Below are 14,996 nucleotides of genomic sequence, written 5' to 3' on the forward strand. Positions count from 1 at the left end.
CAAGACTGACGTGCTAGGGAGGGCCCGCCATGACAACGCAAAAGATTTCACTGAACGATCGCTTCGACCTTGAGAAAAGCCCGGTGCTGCTGAACGGCACGCAGGCGCTGGTTCGGTTGATGATGATGCAATCCGCCCGCGACCGTGCGGCGGGGTTGAATACCGCTGGCTATGTGACCGGCTACCGGGGCAGTCCGCTGGGCGCGGTCGACCTGCAAATGCAACGGGCTGAGAAGAAACTGGCCGAACATAACGTGCGTTTTGAGCCGGGTCTGAACGAAGATCTCGCAGCGACGATGCTTTGGGGCAGCCAACAGGCAGAACTCCGCGGTGAGGGGAAATACGACGGCGTCTATGGCCTGTGGTATGGCAAGGGGCCGGGTGTCGACCGTACCGGTGATGTGATGCGCCATGCGAATATGGCGGGCACGTCGCCTCATGGTGGTGTGCTGATGGCAATGGGGGATGACCATACGGGCGAATCCTCCACCGTTCTGCACCAGTCGGAATGGGCCATGGTGGATGCCTATATGCCGGTGGTTTCGCCCGCTGGTGTGCAGGAAATCTTGGACTACGGTATCTATGGTTGGGCGCTGAGCCGGTTCTCGGGCCTTTGGGTCGGCCTGAAGACGATGAAGGACACGGTTGAGGCGACCAGCGTCGTGAACGGTGATCCGAACCGGATGAAGCTGATTACGCCGGAGTTCGACATGCCTGATGGCGGTCTGAGCATCCGTCTGGGTGATACACCACACCTGCAAGAAGCGCGGATGATCGACTATAAGCGTTTCGCGGCCGAGGCATTCTCTCATGCCAACAAGATGGACAAGCGCATGTGGGGCAAGCGCGGGGCCAAGATCGGTTTTGCCGCTGCGGGTAAGAACTGGCTCGATCTGGTGCATGCGCTGAGCCTTTTGAATATCGATGAGAACGAGGCCGAGCGCCTTGGCATCACGACCTATAAAATCGGCCAGTCCTTCCCGCTAGACATGCAGGGGTTCCATGAGTGGGCTGATGGGCTGGACCTGATCGTGGTGGTCGAAGAAAAGCGCAAGCTGATCGAAATTCAGATCAAAGAAGCGCTGTTTAACGACACCCACCGCCGGGTCTATGGCTGGCATAAAAGCGGCGCGGGCATGGAGCATGGCGAAGAGCTGTTCCCGACCCGTGGTGCGCTTGACCCGATCCTGATTGCCGAAAAAATTGGTGGCATCTTGTTGGAAGAGGGCCGTGAGACCGACGGCATTCGGGCGGGACTTGAGGCGCTGAACGAGGCACGCCGTTCGGACAATGCCGAGGATATCGCCGCGCGTCTGCCGTATTATTGCGCAGGTTGCCCACACAACTCTTCGACGAAAGTGCCCGAAGGCAGCCGCGCCTATGCCGGCATCGGCTGTCACTACATGGTGCAGTGGATGGACCGAGAGACCACCGGCTTTACTCATATGGGCGGTGAAGGTGCGAACTGGATCGGGGAGGCACCGTTCTCTAATACCAAGCACGTCTTCCAGAACCTTGGGGATGGCACCTATAACCACTCTGGCGTTCAGGCGATCCGTGCGGCCATCGCGGCGGGGACGAACATCACCTATAAGATCCTCTACAATGATGCGGTCGCCATGACGGGCGGGCAGCATAACGAGGGCGATCTGGATTCCTACCGGATCGTTGAAGAACTGAAAGCGATGGGCGTCAAGCATATCGCCGTGGTCTATGACGAGAAAGAAGACGTGGATCTTGCGCGGTTCAAAGGCGTCGAAGTGCATGAGCGCGATGAGATGCCAAATGTGCAAAAGGCCTACCGCGAGCATGAGGGCGTCAGCGCGATTGTCTATATCCAGACCTGCGCCGCTGAAAAACGCCGCCGCCGCAAGCGGGGCTTGTTCCCCGATCCCGACAAACGTGTCTTTATCAACGAAGACGTTTGCGAGGGCTGCGGCGATTGTGGCGTGCAGTCGAACTGCGTGGCCGTGGTGCCGAATGAGACAGAGCTGGGGCGCAAGCGCGCGATTGACCAATCGTCCTGCAATAAGGATTTCTCCTGCGTGAACGGGTTCTGCCCTTCGTTCCTCACGCTGGAGGGTGCCAAGGTCCGCAAAGACCCGACAACCGAACTTGCCATTCCCGACTTACCGATGCCTGAACTGCCCAAGATTAACGGCACGCATAACGTCGTCATCACCGGCGTCGGCGGCACCGGCGTTGTCACCATCGGTGCGCTCTTGGCACAGGCTGCGCAATTGGACGGAAAGGGTGCGGGTATGATGGAAATGGCGGGCCTCGCCCAGAAGGGCGGCGCGGTTCATATCCATTGCCGTCTGGCGGAGCGCCCCGAAGACATCAGCGCGATCCGCGTCGCGACAGGTGAAGCACATGCATTGATTGGTGGTGATCTGGTGGTTTCGGCTGGGCATAAGACCCTGGGCCTGACCCGTGCAGGTCGCACCGGGGCTGTGGTCAACTCGCACCAGATCATCACTGGCGATTTCACCCGCGATACTGAGTTTCAGATGCCTTACGATCGCTTGAGCCTCGCGCTTGAAGCGCGGCTGAAGGACGATGTGGCAATGTTTGATGCGTCCGATCTGGCGAAGGCCGCTTTGGGCGACTCGATCTTTTCCAACATGATGATCTTTGGTGCGGCTTGGCAGCGTGGACTGCTGCCGCTGACATTGGAGAGCCTGCACGAAGCAATCCGCATGAATGGTGCGGCAGTTGAGCGTAATAGGCGCGCCTTTGAGATTGGCCGTTGGGCCGTTCTCTACCCGGAAGATGCCAAAGCGGTGAGCCAGCCCGATAAGGTGGTGGAGCTACCCAAATCACTGAACGACAAAATCGCTTTCCGCGAAAACCATTTGACTGAGTATCAGGGCAAAGGTCTTGCAAATCGCTATGCCAAGATGCTCGACGGGATTGAGGACCGAGACGTTAAAGCGGCTGTCGCTTTGGGTTATCACAAGCTGTTGAGCTACAAGGACGAATACGAAGTCGCCCGGCTGCTCATCACCAGCCGTGACAAAGCGCGGGCCGAGTTTGACGGTGATTTCAAAATGACCTTCCACATGGCGCCGCCGCTGATCTCGAAGATGGGGCCGAACGGTCGTCCTCAGAAGCGTGAGTTCGGCCAGTGGCTCGAAGGGCCGTTGCGGGTAATGGCCAAGTTCAAGGGGCTGCGCGGCACGCCGCTCGATCCTTTCGGCTATACCGCCGAGCGCAAGATGGAGCGTGCGTTAATCAAGCAGTATGAGGCCGATATGGCCGAGGTGCTGCCAAAGCTGACCGATCAGACCCGCGATGCCATCGTAGCGCTGGCCGAATTACCGTTGCAGATCCGCGGCTTCGGTCCGGTGAAGCAGGCGAATGAGGCAAAGGCCGCGAAGCGCCGTGAGGAACTGCTGGCGGTGATCCGCGCGGGCGGCACCGCCACGGCCAAGGCGGCTGAGTAATACCGCTGTTACATTTCCGTTTTAAGGAATGCTGCAATACGATCCTGAGGCCGAAATGTGACCCACGCCCGTGACATAAGCTATGCCCATTCCGCCCGAACCCGGGGCGGGAGGGCGCTCATTCGATTGATGGAAAATACGACCGGACGCGTTTCTCTGCTGAAACGAGCCGAGGGCTATGAAGACGATCTCGCCGCGGGGCTGGGGTTCTTTGATGCCATGGTGCGGCGTTGTGGTTTGACCCTCGACGTGATGCGGGGCGCATTGTCGGATATCCCGGCGCGGGGGCCGGTCATACTGATCGCCAATCACCCCTACGGCATTCTGGACGGGCTGATGCTGGGGCATATCCTCAGCCGGACGCGCGGTGATTTTCGGATCATGGCCAATGCGGTGTTCAGTCAAGCGCCGGATCTGGCCCATCACCTCTTGCCAATCAGTTTTGCCGAAGATCGCGCCGCACTGGCTTTGAACCTCGCCACACGCCGGACCGCGTTAGATTATCTGGCGCAGGGCGGGGCAATTGGCATCTTTCCTGGCGGCACGGTTAGCACGGCGGCAAAACCCTTTTCCCAGCCAATGGATCCGGGTTGGCGTAGTTTCACCGCACGGATGATCGCCAAATCTAACGCCACGGTCGTGCCGACCTACTTTGACGGCCACACTAGCCGACTGTTCCAAATCGCCAGCCATCTGCACGCCAATCTGCGCATGGGCTTGCTGATTAAGGAGTTCCGCGCCCGTGTCGATACCCCCGTGCGCGTGGCCATCGGCGACCCGATCCCGCGCGCTGCACTTGACCCGCTTGCGGGGGACGCAAAAGCGATGATGGATTTCCTGCGCAAAGCCACCTATGAGTTGTCACCAAAGCCGGGCCAGTATCAGGGTCTCGGTTACGAGTTTGAGGAACGGCATAGAGCCGACAGGTGACGACAGACCATGGCAGTTGGTATTTTCGATTCGGGGCTGGGCGGGCTGACCGTCTGGAACAAGGTGCAAGAACGGCTTCCGGAGGTAGATTTTGTCTATCTCGCTGACAGCACTCATGCGCCCTACGGCGTGCGCAATGCGGATGATATCTATGATCTGACCTGTGCCGCCGTACAGCGGCTGTTTGATGCGGGCTGCGATCTGGTGATCCTTGCCTGTAACACTGCCTCGGCCGCTGCGCTGCGCCGGATGCAAGAGGGCTGGATCCCGCGTGACAAACGGGTGCTGGGCGTCTTTGTGCCGCTGATCGAGGCGATGACCGAACGCCAATGGGGCGACAATTCCCCGCCGCGCGAAGTGGCCGTGAACCATGTGGCGCTTTTCGCCACGCCCGCGACGGTGGCAAGCCGCGCGTTTCAACGCGAACTGTCCTTCCGCGCGATCGGTGTGGATGTCGAGGCGCAGGCCTGCGGCGGGGTGGTCGATGCCATCGAAGAAGGTGACATGATCCTTGCCGAGGCGTTGGTGCGCAGCCATGTCGACGCGCTGAAGCGCAAGATGCCCGATCCAGATGCGGCAATCTTGGGCTGTACCCATTACCCGCTGATGCAAGAGGCCTTTCAGGCGGCTTTGGGGGCCAAGGTAAAGGTGTTTAGCCAAGCCGAATTGGTCGCGGAGTCGCTTGCTGACTATCTTGTACGGCACCCCAATATGATGGGCAGTGGCGAGGCGGCCCTTCTGACCACCGGTGATCCCGCCCGCGTAAGCGACCGCGCGACGCAGTTCCTGCGACGACAGATCACATTCACCGCCGCCTGAATTCCAATTACATTTCGTTCCGAACAAGGGGACAGACCATGACCCAGAACATCGCCATTCTTGGCGCCTCCGGCTATACCGGGGCAGAACTCATCCGGCTGATTGCTGGCCATTCTTCGATGAAGATCACCGCTTTGGGGGCGAACTCCAAGGCGGGACAGACCATGGCGGAGGTCTTTCCGCATCTGCGCCATCTTGATCTGCCCACATTGGTCACGATCGAAGAAATCGACTTTTCCCAGATTGATCTGTGTTTCTGCGCGCTGCCGCATAAGACCAGCCAAGAGGTCATCGCGGCACTGCCCAAAGATCTAAAGATCGTCGACCTTTCCGCCGATTTCCGCCTGCGCGACCCCGAGGATTATGCCAAATGGTACGGCAACAAACACGCGGCTGTCGATGTGCAGAAAGAGGCGGTGTATGGGCTCACCGAATTCTACCGCGCGGAAATCGCCGCCGCGCGTCTGGTGGCGGGGACGGGCTGCAACGCGGCCACGGGGCAATTTGCCCTGCGTCCACTTATCGCCGCGGGGGTGATTGATCTGGACGATATCATCCTCGACCTGAAATGCGCGGTCTCGGGCGCAGGGCGCTCGTTGAAAGAGAACCTGCTGCATGCGGAATTGAGCGAGGGCTATCACGCCTATGCGCTTGGCAGCACGCACCGCCATTTGGGGGAGTTCGATCAGGAATTCTCGGCCATTGCCGGGCGGCCCGTGCAGGTGCAATTCACCCCGCATCTCGTGCCTGCGAACCGTGGTATCTTGGCCACCTGCTATGTCAAAGGGGATGCACAGATCATCCATGAGACGATGCAGAAAGCCTATGCAGATGAGCCTTTTATCGAGGTGCTGCCCTTCGGCGAAGCGCCCAGCACCCGGCACATTCGCGGCTCGAACTTCTGCCATATCGGCGTGGTCGCTGACCGTCAGACCGGGCGGGCGACGGTGGTCGCGGCGCTCGATAACCTGACCAAAGGCTCCAGTGGGCAGGCGTTGCAGAACGCGAATCTGATGCTGGGTCTGCCGGAAACCGAGGGGCTGATGATGGCCCCGCTCTTCCCATGAAGAGCCTCAAGAAACAGCGCCGGATCCAGATTATCGCGGTGGCGGCGGTGGCCTTGGTGCTGTCCACCGCCTTGATCGGCTATGCCCTGCGCGACGGGATCAACTATTTCCGCGCGCCGAGCCAAGTGATTGCCGAACCGCCCGGCCCGGCAGAGGTGTTTCGCATCGGCGGGTTGGTCGAAGAAGGGTCGCTGAAACGCGGGCAGGGCGAGGCGATTCGCTTTGCCGTGACCGATGGTGGGGCGACAGTGCCAGTTGTTTTCACAGGCGTTTTGCCGGATCTCTTTGAAGAGAACCAAGGCATGGTCGGCACCGGGCGTTATGTCGACGGGGTTTTTGAGGCCTCTGAAATCCTTGCGAAACATGACGAAACCTACATGCCTAAGGAAGTGACGGACGCGCTGAAAGAGCAGGGCGTTTACCGCGAGCCAGAAGGCTGACACGCGCAACGCGCGGAGGCATGAACCTGCGTTAACCCATCCGGCCGAGCCTGTTTACACCCAAGACAGGAGAGCCCGCGATGCAGACTGTTCGAGAGATCGCCAGCGCCATCGTCGCCCGAGAGGGCGGCTTTGTGAATGACCCCGATGACCCCGGCGGGGCGACGAAATTCGGGGTGACGATCCATACCATGCGCCGATTGGGGCTGGACCTGACCGGCGATGGGGCGGTCAATGTGGCCGACGTACGCCGCCTTAGCCGCGCGCAGGCGGTGGATATCTTTGTCAGACATTACTTCAACGCTCCGCGCATCGCGGAATTGCCCGGGCCGTTGCAGCCGAGCGTTTTTGACATGTATGTCAATGCGGGCAGCAGTGCGGTGAAGATCCTGCAAAGCTTGCTGCGCGAGATGGGGCAGGAGATCGCGGTTGACGGGGCCATCGGGCCGCAAACGATCCGCGCCGCCCAAGCCGCATGGCAGGCCGCACCCGATCATCTGGTCGACGCCTACGGCATCGCGCGGCGCAACTACTACTTTCGTCTCGCCGACCGTCGCCCCGCCAGCCGCAAATACGCGCGCAGCCGGGCAGGCGGCAAGGGCGGCTGGATTCGCCGCGCGGAGGAATTCATCGCGCCGCGGTATCACATGAGCGACGCCGATTTCGAACGGAGGGTGGCACAATGGGGCTAATCGAACGAATCTTCACGACCGTCTTCGGCGGCGAGCGGAACGTCATCCGCGACACGGTCGAAGTGTTTCGCGAAAATGCCGAGGCCGGGGCGCAGCGCGCCCATACGGTGCAGGGCCAAGCGATGGCGCAATATGGGGCGGAATTCGCCCAAGCGCGGCAGGTTGGCTTTGACCGCTTCATGGATGGGGTCAACCGGCTGCCGCGCCCGATGCTGGCGCTCGGCACCCTCGGCCTTTTCGTCACCGCCATGGTCAATCCGCTGTGGTTCGCCGAACGGATGCAGGGGATTGCCTTGGTGCCCGAACCGCTTTGGTGGTTGTTGGGGGTAATCGTCTCTTTCTATTTTGGTGCGCGGCAGCAGGTGAAATCGCAAGAGTTTCAGCGTGCGATCGTCGGCACCATCGCACGGGTGCCGCAGGTGGTCGAGAATATCGAAGCCTTGCGCGAGATGCGCGCTGACAGCCCCCAGGCGGCCGACACCGGTGCCGACAGCCGTCTGGCCCTCGCCGCGGTAGAACCTTCAGGCAATCCGGCCTTAGACGCATGGCGCCGGAGCCGCGCCTGACTGCGACCGATTGACCATATTTCACGTTTGATTTGCCATGGCTTAGGGAGCGCACGCCCCCTATAGTCCGGCCCATGATTACAGAGCTTGGACATTTCGCGCTGGTGCTCGCCTTTGGCGTGGCGCTGGTACAGATGGTGGTGCCGATGTGGGGCGCTTGGCGGGGCCGCGCGGGCTGGATGGCAGTGGCCGAACCGGCGGCGGCGGCGCAGTTTATCCTGATTGCACTGTCTTTTGGCGCACTGATGTGGGCCTTCATCACCTCGGATTTCAGCCTGCAATTGGTGGTGGCCAACAGCCATTCCGCCAAGCCGATGCTCTATAAAATCAGCGGTACATGGGGCAACCACGAAGGCTCTATGTTGCTTTGGGTGCTGATCGTGGCGCTCTTCGGGGCGATGGCTGCGTGGTTTGGCGGCAATCTGCCGCCGCGGTTGCGCGCGCGGGTGCTGTCGGTGCAGGCGGCGATTGGCGTGGCCTTTCTGGCTTTTATCCTCTTCACCTCCAACCCGTTCCTGCGCATGGACACGCCGCCCTTTGACGGCCAAGACCTGAACCCGCTGCTGCAAGACCCGGGCTTAGCCTTTCATCCACCATTCCTCTATCTCGGCTATGTTGGCCTCAGCATGGCGTTCAGCTTTGCCGTGGCAGCGCTGATCGAAGGGCGCGTTGATGCGGCTTGGGGTCGCTGGGTGCGGCCTTGGACGCTGGCGGCTTGGGTCTTTCTGACCATCGGCATCGCGCTTGGGTCTTGGTGGGCCTATTATGAGCTTGGCTGGGGCGGTTTCTGGTTCTGGGATCCGGTTGAGAACGCTTCATTTATGCCGTGGCTCTTGGCGGCGGCTCTGTTGCATTCTGCTATCGTTGTGGAAAAGCGCGAGAGTTTGAAGAGCTGGACCATCCTTTTGGCGATCTTGGCCTTTGGGTTCTCGCTGATTGGGACGTTTATCGTGCGCTCCGGCCTGCTGACTTCCGTCCATGCCTTTGCCAATGACCCCGAGCGCGGGGTCTTTATTCTGGCCATTCTGGGCTTCTTCACCGGCGGGGCACTGGTGCTCTACTCGCTCCGCGCCTCCGCGCTTGAGGCCAAGGGCGTTTTTGGCCTGCTGAGCCGTGAGACAGCCCTCGTGGTGAACAACCTGCTGCTCGCGGTGGCTTGTTTCGTGGTCTTTGTTGGCACAATGTGGCCGCTGGTGGCCGAGATGTTCCTTGATCGCAAACTCAGCGTCGGGCCGCCGTTCTTTAACGCCGCGTTTACGCCTTTCATGGTAGCGCTTGGGCTGATCCTTCCTATTGGCTCTGCTATGCCGTGGAAACGGGCCAAGATTATGCGTGCAATCTATCCGCTGCGCTATGTATTTGTGCTGGCGTTGGCGCTTGGGGGGCTGGCCTTTGCAATGCAATCTGGGCGGGGGCTGCTGGGGCCTGTGGGCATGTTCCTCGGCGCTTGGTTGATCATGGGCACGGTGGTTGATGTGATGCAACGTCTTGGCCGCGGGCCGGGCAAACTCGCACGCCTGCGTCGATTGCCGCGTGCTGATTGGGGCAAGGCCGCCGCACATGGGGGGCTGGGCATTACTATGGCCGGAATCGCGGGGCTGATGGCTTGGGCCGTGGATGACATCCGCGTGGCCCAAATCGACGAACCTTTCGAGGTGGGCAGCTATACGCTGACCCTGCACGATGTGAGTGAGGAGCGCGGACCGAACTATTTGACCACTATCGCCACCCTCTCGCTCGCGCAGGACGGCAAGGCAATTGCCACGCTTCAGCCAGAGAAACGTTTTTACCCCGTCGCCCAAATGCCCACGACCGAAGCGGCGATTGACTATAACCTCGCGCGCGATGTCTATGTGGTGATCGGCGACGCGCAGGACGGCGGCGGTTGGGCCGTGCGGACCTATATCAAGCCGATGACCAATTGGATTTGGATCGGCTGTGCGCTGATGGCCCTTGGCGGGGCTTTGAGCCTAAGCGATCGACGTTTCCGTGTTGCGGCTGGCGCACGCAAGCAACCTGCGGGAGTGCCTGCGGAATGAAGCGTTTGCTGTTGATCCTGACCCTGTTGGCAAGCCCGCTTTGGGCGGTACAGCCCGACGAGGTGCTGGACGATCCCGCCTTGGAAGCCCGCGCGCGGGAGTTAAGCCAAGGACTGAGATGCCTAGTCTGCCGAAACGAGAGCATTGATGAAAGCAACGCAAGCCTTGCCCGCGACCTGCGCATTCTTCTGCGGGAACGGCTGGTAGCGGGTGACAGCAACGAAGAGGCCGTTGATTTCATCGTGTCGCGATATGGGGAATATGTACTTTTGAGCCCCCGCGCCACAGGGGCAAATTGGCTGCTTTGGGGGGCAGGGCCGCTGATGCTCTTGTTGGCCGGGGGGCTGGGAGCCGTCTATCTGCGCGGTCGTGCGCGCGGCAAAACCGCGAGCGAAGCGCCACTTTCACCCGAAGAAGAAGCCCGCCTGCGCGACATTCTCGACGGCTGACGCCCGGTTGTACTGGCAGTGGCACCTTCCTTTGATATGCTGCGGTCAAGCAATTGAGGATACCAAGATGGACTATGAAACGATCACCTATGCGCTGACCGATGGTGTTGCGCTGATCACGCTGAACCGTGCTGACAAGATGAACGCGCTGACTACGCAGATGCGGGCTGAGTTGACCCATGCGGTGACCGAGGGTGGGCGTGAAGGGCGCGTGGTGGTCCTTACCGGAGCCGGGCGGGCCTTTTGTTCGGGGCAGGATCTGGCAGATCGAGCAGGCGGCGTGGCTGACCTAGAAAAAACTCTGCGCGAAGAATATGCGCCTCTGCTACGGGCCATCATTGATTGCCCCGTGCCAACGATTGCCGCTGTGAATGGCCCAGCCGCAGGGGCAGGCGCGAATATCGCGCTGGCGGCAGACGTCGTATTCGCCAGTGAGAGCGCTTATTTCATGCAGGCATTTATCCGTATTGGCCTGATCCCTGACGCGGGCGGCACCTATGCGCTGCCACGGCAGATGGGCATGGCCAAAGCCATGGGGGCCGCGCTTTTTGCCGATAAGATCACCGCGCAGCAGGCTGATGACTGGGGTATGATTTGGCAGGCGGTGCCGGATGCGGACTTTGATGCCCATTGGCGGGGCAAGGCAGCTCAATTGGCCGCCGGGCCAACAGCAGCCTATGCCGAAGCGAAAAAAGCAATCCGCGCTTCTTGGGACAATGGCTTGGAAGATCAGCTGTCGTTAGAGGCCGAAGCGCAGGGGCGTTGTGGTAAATCGCATGATTTCGCTGAAGGTGTCGCGGCCTTTACCCAGAAACGCAACCCAAAGTTTGAAGGTCGGTAACCACTAGCGCGAACGTTCGACCAAAAGGACATCATCAGCCGAGGGCGCCGGGCCACTGGCCCGCGCCACCACCGCCACGGCGACCCCATCCGCAAGCACCGTATGAACCGAGTTCGAGACCCGCGCTATGGTGATCTGTGGCGGGGTCTGACCCTTATCATAGACCACCGCGATCTGATCACAGTCATGCAGCGTGTCGGGCACCAGCGCGCCTTGCGGGCCGGGTACATCACTGGCCTTTGTCTGCGTCAGCCCGGTGGCGCAGTCCCAGCGAAGGCCTTTGGTCCGATCTGATGCGGTCATCGCGCGTTCCTTCGTCACGGCGTGCTGTAAAGCAGCCATAAACTTTCAATAATTCCGAGTGGGATCACGCCGAGATGCGGGAGCCCAGACTGTCCGAGGCACCGCCGCCATCACGCCTTTCCCACCCCGAAAAGACGTCTTGGTATCAAGCTAACTTTGATGTGGAAATCCCGTCAAGCACCTGGGGGCTATTGTCACGCGGCGAGAAACAGTGCCGCAATTTGGCCGTATTTATCGCTCCGGTGTTTCGAAACTGGCAAAGCACTTGGAAACATTAACTGATTTTCAGACCCATTGCCGACAGGCCACAAAAACACCCGGAACGGGTCGATTCGGAAAAGCCCTATCAGCGGAGAAGGCTGGCCTGCGATTGTTGCCCCAAGGTCAACAACGCCGGGTCCTGCGATATATTGAAAAGCAGTTCTAAATGCGAAACGCCCCGGAGGTCCGGGGCGTCTGTAAGTCTTGAAATGTGCAGTTCAGCGGTTTTCGATGTCGACGTAATCGCGTTTATCTTCGCCGAGATACAGCTGGCGCGGGCGTCCAATTTTAAGCTGCGGGTCACTGATCTGTTCTTTCCACTGCGAGATCCAACCAACCGTCCGTGCAAGGGCGAAGATGGGCGTGAACATCGATGTGGGGAAGCCCATAGCTTCGAGAATGATGCCGGAGTAGAAGTCGACGTTCGGGAAAAGCTTCTTCTCCGCGAAATACGGATCTTCCAACGCCGCTTTTTCCAGTTCTTTGGCGACCTGAAGGATTGGGTTGTTCTCCACCCCCATCAGTTCCAGAACTTCGTCGGCGCTTTCCTTCATCACGGTCGCGCGCGGGTCGTGGTTTTTGTAAACGCGGTGGCCAAAGCCCATCAGACGGAACGGATCGTTCTTGTCTTTGGCACGGGCGATGAACTCAGGAATGCGATCGGGCGTGCCGATTTCTTTCAGCATCTCGAGGCAGGCTTGGTTTGCACCACCATGCGCCGGACCCCAGAGGCAGGCGATGCCAGCAGCGATACAAGCGAAGGGGTTGGCGCCCGAAGAAGACGCCAAACGCACCGTGGAAGTGGAGGCGTTCTGCTCGTGATCCGCGTGGAGGGTAAAGATGCGGTCCATGGCGCGGCTGAGGATCGGGTTTACCTCATGATCTTCTGCCGGAACGGCAAAGCACATGCGCAAGAAGTTCGACGCATAGTCCAGATCATTACGCGGATACACGAACGGCTGACCGATAGTGTATTTATAGGCCATTGCCGCGATTGTTGGCATCTTGGCAATCAGACGGATCGTGGCGACTTCGCGCTGGTGCTCATCGTTGATGTCGGTGCTGTCGTGATAGAAAGCCGACATTGCGCCGACCACACCGACCATGATCGCCATTGGGTGCGCATCGCGGCGGAAACCACGGAAGAAATTCATCATCTGTTCGTGCAGCATGGTGTGGTTGGTCACCAAGCATTCGAACTCTTCCAAGGCTTTGGGGCCGGGCAGCTCACCGTATAGCAGCAGGTAGCATACTTCGAGGTAGTGCGATTTGCTCGCCAGTTGCTCAATCGGATAGCCACGATGCAGCAGCACGCCTTTGTCACCGTCGATGAAAGTAATCGTGCTGTCGCAGGCCGCGGTCGAAGTGAACCCCGGATCATAGGTAAAGACACCCGCCTGCGCATAGAGCTTGCGAATATCGACAACATCGGGGCCGTCGGTGGGGCTGTGAATCGGTAGATCGTAGCTCTGATCGCCGATCGTCAGCGTTGCGGTTTTATTGTTATTGGTCATTAAATCCCTTCCCGAATGTAGGCTGCGGAGATGTGCTCCGCCGTCTGGGTCTAGCCCCAAATGGGGTTGTCCCGTTCAGTTATAACCAGTCGCCCAAAGAAGTGGTGAACCAAAACTTAGGCCGCGGCGTCTGTCAGTCGGGCAAGGGTTTCATCGCGCCCCAGCACCAACATCATGTCAAAAACCGATGGGGTGACTGCCCTGCCAGCCAAAGCCGCCCGAAGGGGCCCCGCCAGCTTGCCGAATTTGGTGTCATGCGCGGCAGCAAAACCATTCAGTACCTCCTCCAGCGTTTCCTTGTTCCAGCTAGCATTTTGCAATTGCGGCGTCAATTCCGACAGTATGCCACGGGATACCGTATCAAGATTCTTTGCGGCCTTCTCATCCGGGGTGATCGGGCGTTCAGCGAGAACAAAAGCTGCTTTTTCAAGGAGTTCAGGAAATGTCTTCGCGCGATCTTTGAGGCAGTACATCGCCCGCTCCAAACCCTCGGCCTGGGGTGCCGTAAGGGCAGGTAGGCCAGCGGCCTCCAGATAGGCTTCGACTTCGCGCCGCAGCGCAGCATCATCGGCCTGCGCGATATGCTGCCCGCAAAGGTTTTCCAGCTTTTTCAGGTCAAACTGCGCGGGGCTTTTGCGGATACCGTCCAGATCGAACCACTCCTGCGCCTGTGCGTCGGTAAAGAATTCGTCATCCCCATGGCTCCACCCCAGCCGTGCGAGATAATTGCGCATGCCGGCGGCCGGGTAGCCCATCACCTGATATTCCTGCGCGCCCAAGGCTCCGTGACGTTTCGACAGTTTCTTGCCATCCGCGCCGTGGATCAGCGGGATATGCGCCCAAACCGGCACGTCCCAGCCCATCGCCTCATAGATCATCATCTGGCGGGCGGCATTGTTGAGGTGGTCATCGCCGCGCACCACATGGGTCACGCCCATGTCGTGATCGTCCACCACCACGGCGAGCATATAAACCGGTGTGCCGTCCGAGCGCAGCAGGATCATATCGTCGAGCTGGTCGTTGCGGATGGTGACATCCCCCTGAACCTGATCGCGGATCACGGTAGTACCTTCCAGCGGTGCCTTGATTCGGATCACATAGGGCGCGTCAGGGTGGCTGGCCGGATCGGCGTCGCGCCAAGGGGAGCGGTAAAGCGTGCTGCGTCCCTCTGCCTTGGCTGCTTCGCGGAAGGCGGTGATTTCGTCTTGAGAAGCGAAGCACTTGAAGGCTTTGCCTGCCGCAAGCAGTTCGTTCGCCACTTCGGCGTGGCGGGGGGCGTTCTCGAACTGGCTGACGATCTCGCCGTCGTGGTCCAAACCCAGCCATGCCATGCCTTTGAGAATCGCTTCGGTCGCTTCGGGGGTGGAGCGCGCACGGTCGGTGTCTTCGATCCGCAGCAGGAATTTGCCGCCCCGGCCGCGCGCATAGAGCCAGTTAAACAAGGCGGTACGCGCCCCGCCGATGTGCAGGAACCCGGTGGGAGAAGGGGCGAAACGGGTTACTACGGGGGCGTTCATGGCGGGAGGCCTTTCGGTCAGAGATATGGCGTTTGGAGGGTGTTTACCATTTGGTAACCACCCCGGTCCTAGGATTTGATGTCTGTCTACCCAGTGCGATCCGCGGGGGCAA

At 59.9% G+C, this 14,996-nt stretch carries 13 protein-coding genes; 10 read left to right on the top strand and 3 right to left on the bottom strand.

The window, feature by feature from the left end; translation table 11 throughout:
* Nucleotides 1–29 precede the first annotated feature (29 nt).
* From BM229_RS02055 to BM229_RS02100, 10 genes are all read left to right on the top strand, one after another.
* Nucleotides 30–3,446, top strand: coding sequence for an indolepyruvate ferredoxin oxidoreductase family protein (locus tag BM229_RS02055; RefSeq protein WP_093926036.1), 3,417 nt, complete (start codon nt 30–32; stop codon nt 3,444–3,446).
* 57 nt (nt 3,447–3,503) lie between these two features.
* Nucleotides 3,504–4,376 carry a lysophospholipid acyltransferase family protein gene (locus BM229_RS02060; RefSeq protein ID WP_338117440.1) on the top strand — a complete coding sequence of 291 codons (873 nt, stop codon included), beginning with the start codon at nt 3,504–3,506 and terminating at the stop codon, nt 4,374–4,376.
* A gap of 9 nt (nt 4,377–4,385) precedes the next feature.
* Complete coding sequence (locus BM229_RS02065; RefSeq protein ID WP_093926038.1) at nt 4,386–5,195, top strand: glutamate racemase; 810 nt, start codon at nt 4,386–4,388, stop codon at nt 5,193–5,195.
* A 38-nt stretch (nt 5,196–5,233) separates the two neighbouring features.
* Nucleotides 5,234–6,262, top strand: a complete 1,029-nt coding sequence (gene argC / locus BM229_RS02070) for an N-acetyl-gamma-glutamyl-phosphate reductase (protein ID WP_093926039.1) — start codon at nt 5,234–5,236, stop codon at nt 6,260–6,262.
* A complete protein-coding gene (ccmE, locus tag BM229_RS02075; protein ID WP_093926040.1) occupies nt 6,259–6,702 on the top strand; it encodes a cytochrome c maturation protein CcmE in 444 nt (147 codons plus the stop codon). The genes argC and ccmE overlap by 4 nt, the downstream gene beginning before the upstream one ends.
* Before the next feature lie 80 nt (nt 6,703–6,782).
* Entirely contained in the window at nt 6,783–7,394 is a 612-nt protein-coding gene (locus tag BM229_RS02080) for a holin-associated N-acetylmuramidase (protein ID WP_093926041.1), read from the top strand.
* Nucleotides 7,385–7,960, top strand: coding sequence for a holin family protein (locus BM229_RS02085; protein ID WP_093926042.1), 576 nt, complete (start codon nt 7,385–7,387; stop codon nt 7,958–7,960). The genes BM229_RS02080 and BM229_RS02085 overlap by 10 nt, the downstream gene beginning before the upstream one ends.
* A 74-nt stretch (nt 7,961–8,034) precedes the next feature.
* A complete protein-coding gene (locus BM229_RS02090; RefSeq protein WP_093926043.1) occupies nt 8,035–9,999 on the top strand; it encodes a heme lyase CcmF/NrfE family subunit in 1,965 nt (654 codons plus the stop codon).
* Entirely contained in the window at nt 9,996–10,448 is a 453-nt protein-coding gene (locus tag BM229_RS02095; protein WP_093926044.1) for a cytochrome c-type biogenesis protein, read from the top strand. Before BM229_RS02090 ends, BM229_RS02095 begins: the two co-directional genes overlap by 4 nt.
* Before the next feature lie 67 nt (nt 10,449–10,515).
* Complete coding sequence (locus BM229_RS02100) at nt 10,516–11,289, top strand: enoyl-CoA hydratase-related protein (protein WP_093926045.1); 774 nt, start codon at nt 10,516–10,518, stop codon at nt 11,287–11,289.
* A 3-nt stretch (nt 11,290–11,292) separates the two neighbouring features.
* On the opposite strand, the gene BM229_RS02105 is transcribed toward BM229_RS02100, so the two are convergent.
* The 3 genes from BM229_RS02105 to gltX form a co-directional block, all read right to left on the bottom strand.
* Complete coding sequence (locus tag BM229_RS02105) at nt 11,293–11,592, bottom strand: hypothetical protein (RefSeq protein ID WP_093926046.1); 300 nt, start codon at nt 11,590–11,592, stop codon at nt 11,293–11,295.
* Nucleotides 11,593–12,071: 479 nt separating this feature from the next.
* Nucleotides 12,072–13,367, bottom strand: a complete 1,296-nt coding sequence (locus BM229_RS02110) for a citrate synthase (protein WP_093926047.1) — start codon at nt 13,365–13,367, stop codon at nt 12,072–12,074.
* 116 nt (nt 13,368–13,483) lie between these two features.
* On the bottom strand, nt 13,484–14,884 hold the full coding sequence (gltX, locus tag BM229_RS02115; RefSeq protein WP_093926048.1) for a glutamate--tRNA ligase: 1,401 nt from the start codon (nt 14,882–14,884) through the stop codon (nt 13,484–13,486).
* Between the last annotated feature and the right edge of the window lie 112 nt (nt 14,885–14,996).

Source organism: Sulfitobacter dubius, from assembly GCF_900113435.1.
GTDB lineage: Bacteria > Pseudomonadota > Alphaproteobacteria > Rhodobacterales > Rhodobacteraceae > Sulfitobacter > Sulfitobacter dubius.

Bases quoted from the DNA above. Each gene is read 5' to 3' on its own strand.
- BM229_RS02055 (WP_093926036.1), top strand. From the start codon at position 30: ATGACAACGCAAAAGATTTCACTGAACGATCGCTTCGACCTTGAGAAA.
- BM229_RS02065 (WP_093926038.1), top strand. From the start codon at position 4,386: ATGGCAGTTGGTATTTTCGATTCGGGGCTGGGCGGGCTGACCGTCTGG.
- argC (WP_093926039.1), top strand. From the start codon at position 5,234: ATGACCCAGAACATCGCCATTCTTGGCGCCTCCGGCTATACCGGGGCA.
- ccmE (WP_093926040.1), top strand. From the start codon at position 6,259: ATGAAGAGCCTCAAGAAACAGCGCCGGATCCAGATTATCGCGGTGGCG.
- BM229_RS02080 (WP_093926041.1), top strand. From the start codon at position 6,783: ATGCAGACTGTTCGAGAGATCGCCAGCGCCATCGTCGCCCGAGAGGGC.
- BM229_RS02085 (WP_093926042.1), top strand. From the start codon at position 7,385: ATGGGGCTAATCGAACGAATCTTCACGACCGTCTTCGGCGGCGAGCGG.
- BM229_RS02090 (WP_093926043.1), top strand. From the start codon at position 8,035: ATGATTACAGAGCTTGGACATTTCGCGCTGGTGCTCGCCTTTGGCGTG.
- BM229_RS02095 (WP_093926044.1), top strand. From the start codon at position 9,996: ATGAAGCGTTTGCTGTTGATCCTGACCCTGTTGGCAAGCCCGCTTTGG.
- BM229_RS02100 (WP_093926045.1), top strand. From the start codon at position 10,516: ATGGACTATGAAACGATCACCTATGCGCTGACCGATGGTGTTGCGCTG.
- BM229_RS02105 (WP_093926046.1), bottom strand. From the start codon at position 11,592: ATGACCGCATCAGATCGGACCAAAGGCCTTCGCTGGGACTGCGCCACC.
- BM229_RS02110 (WP_093926047.1), bottom strand. From the start codon at position 13,367: ATGACCAATAACAATAAAACCGCAACGCTGACGATCGGCGATCAGAGC.
- gltX (WP_093926048.1), bottom strand. From the start codon at position 14,884: ATGAACGCCCCCGTAGTAACCCGTTTCGCCCCTTCTCCCACCGGGTTC.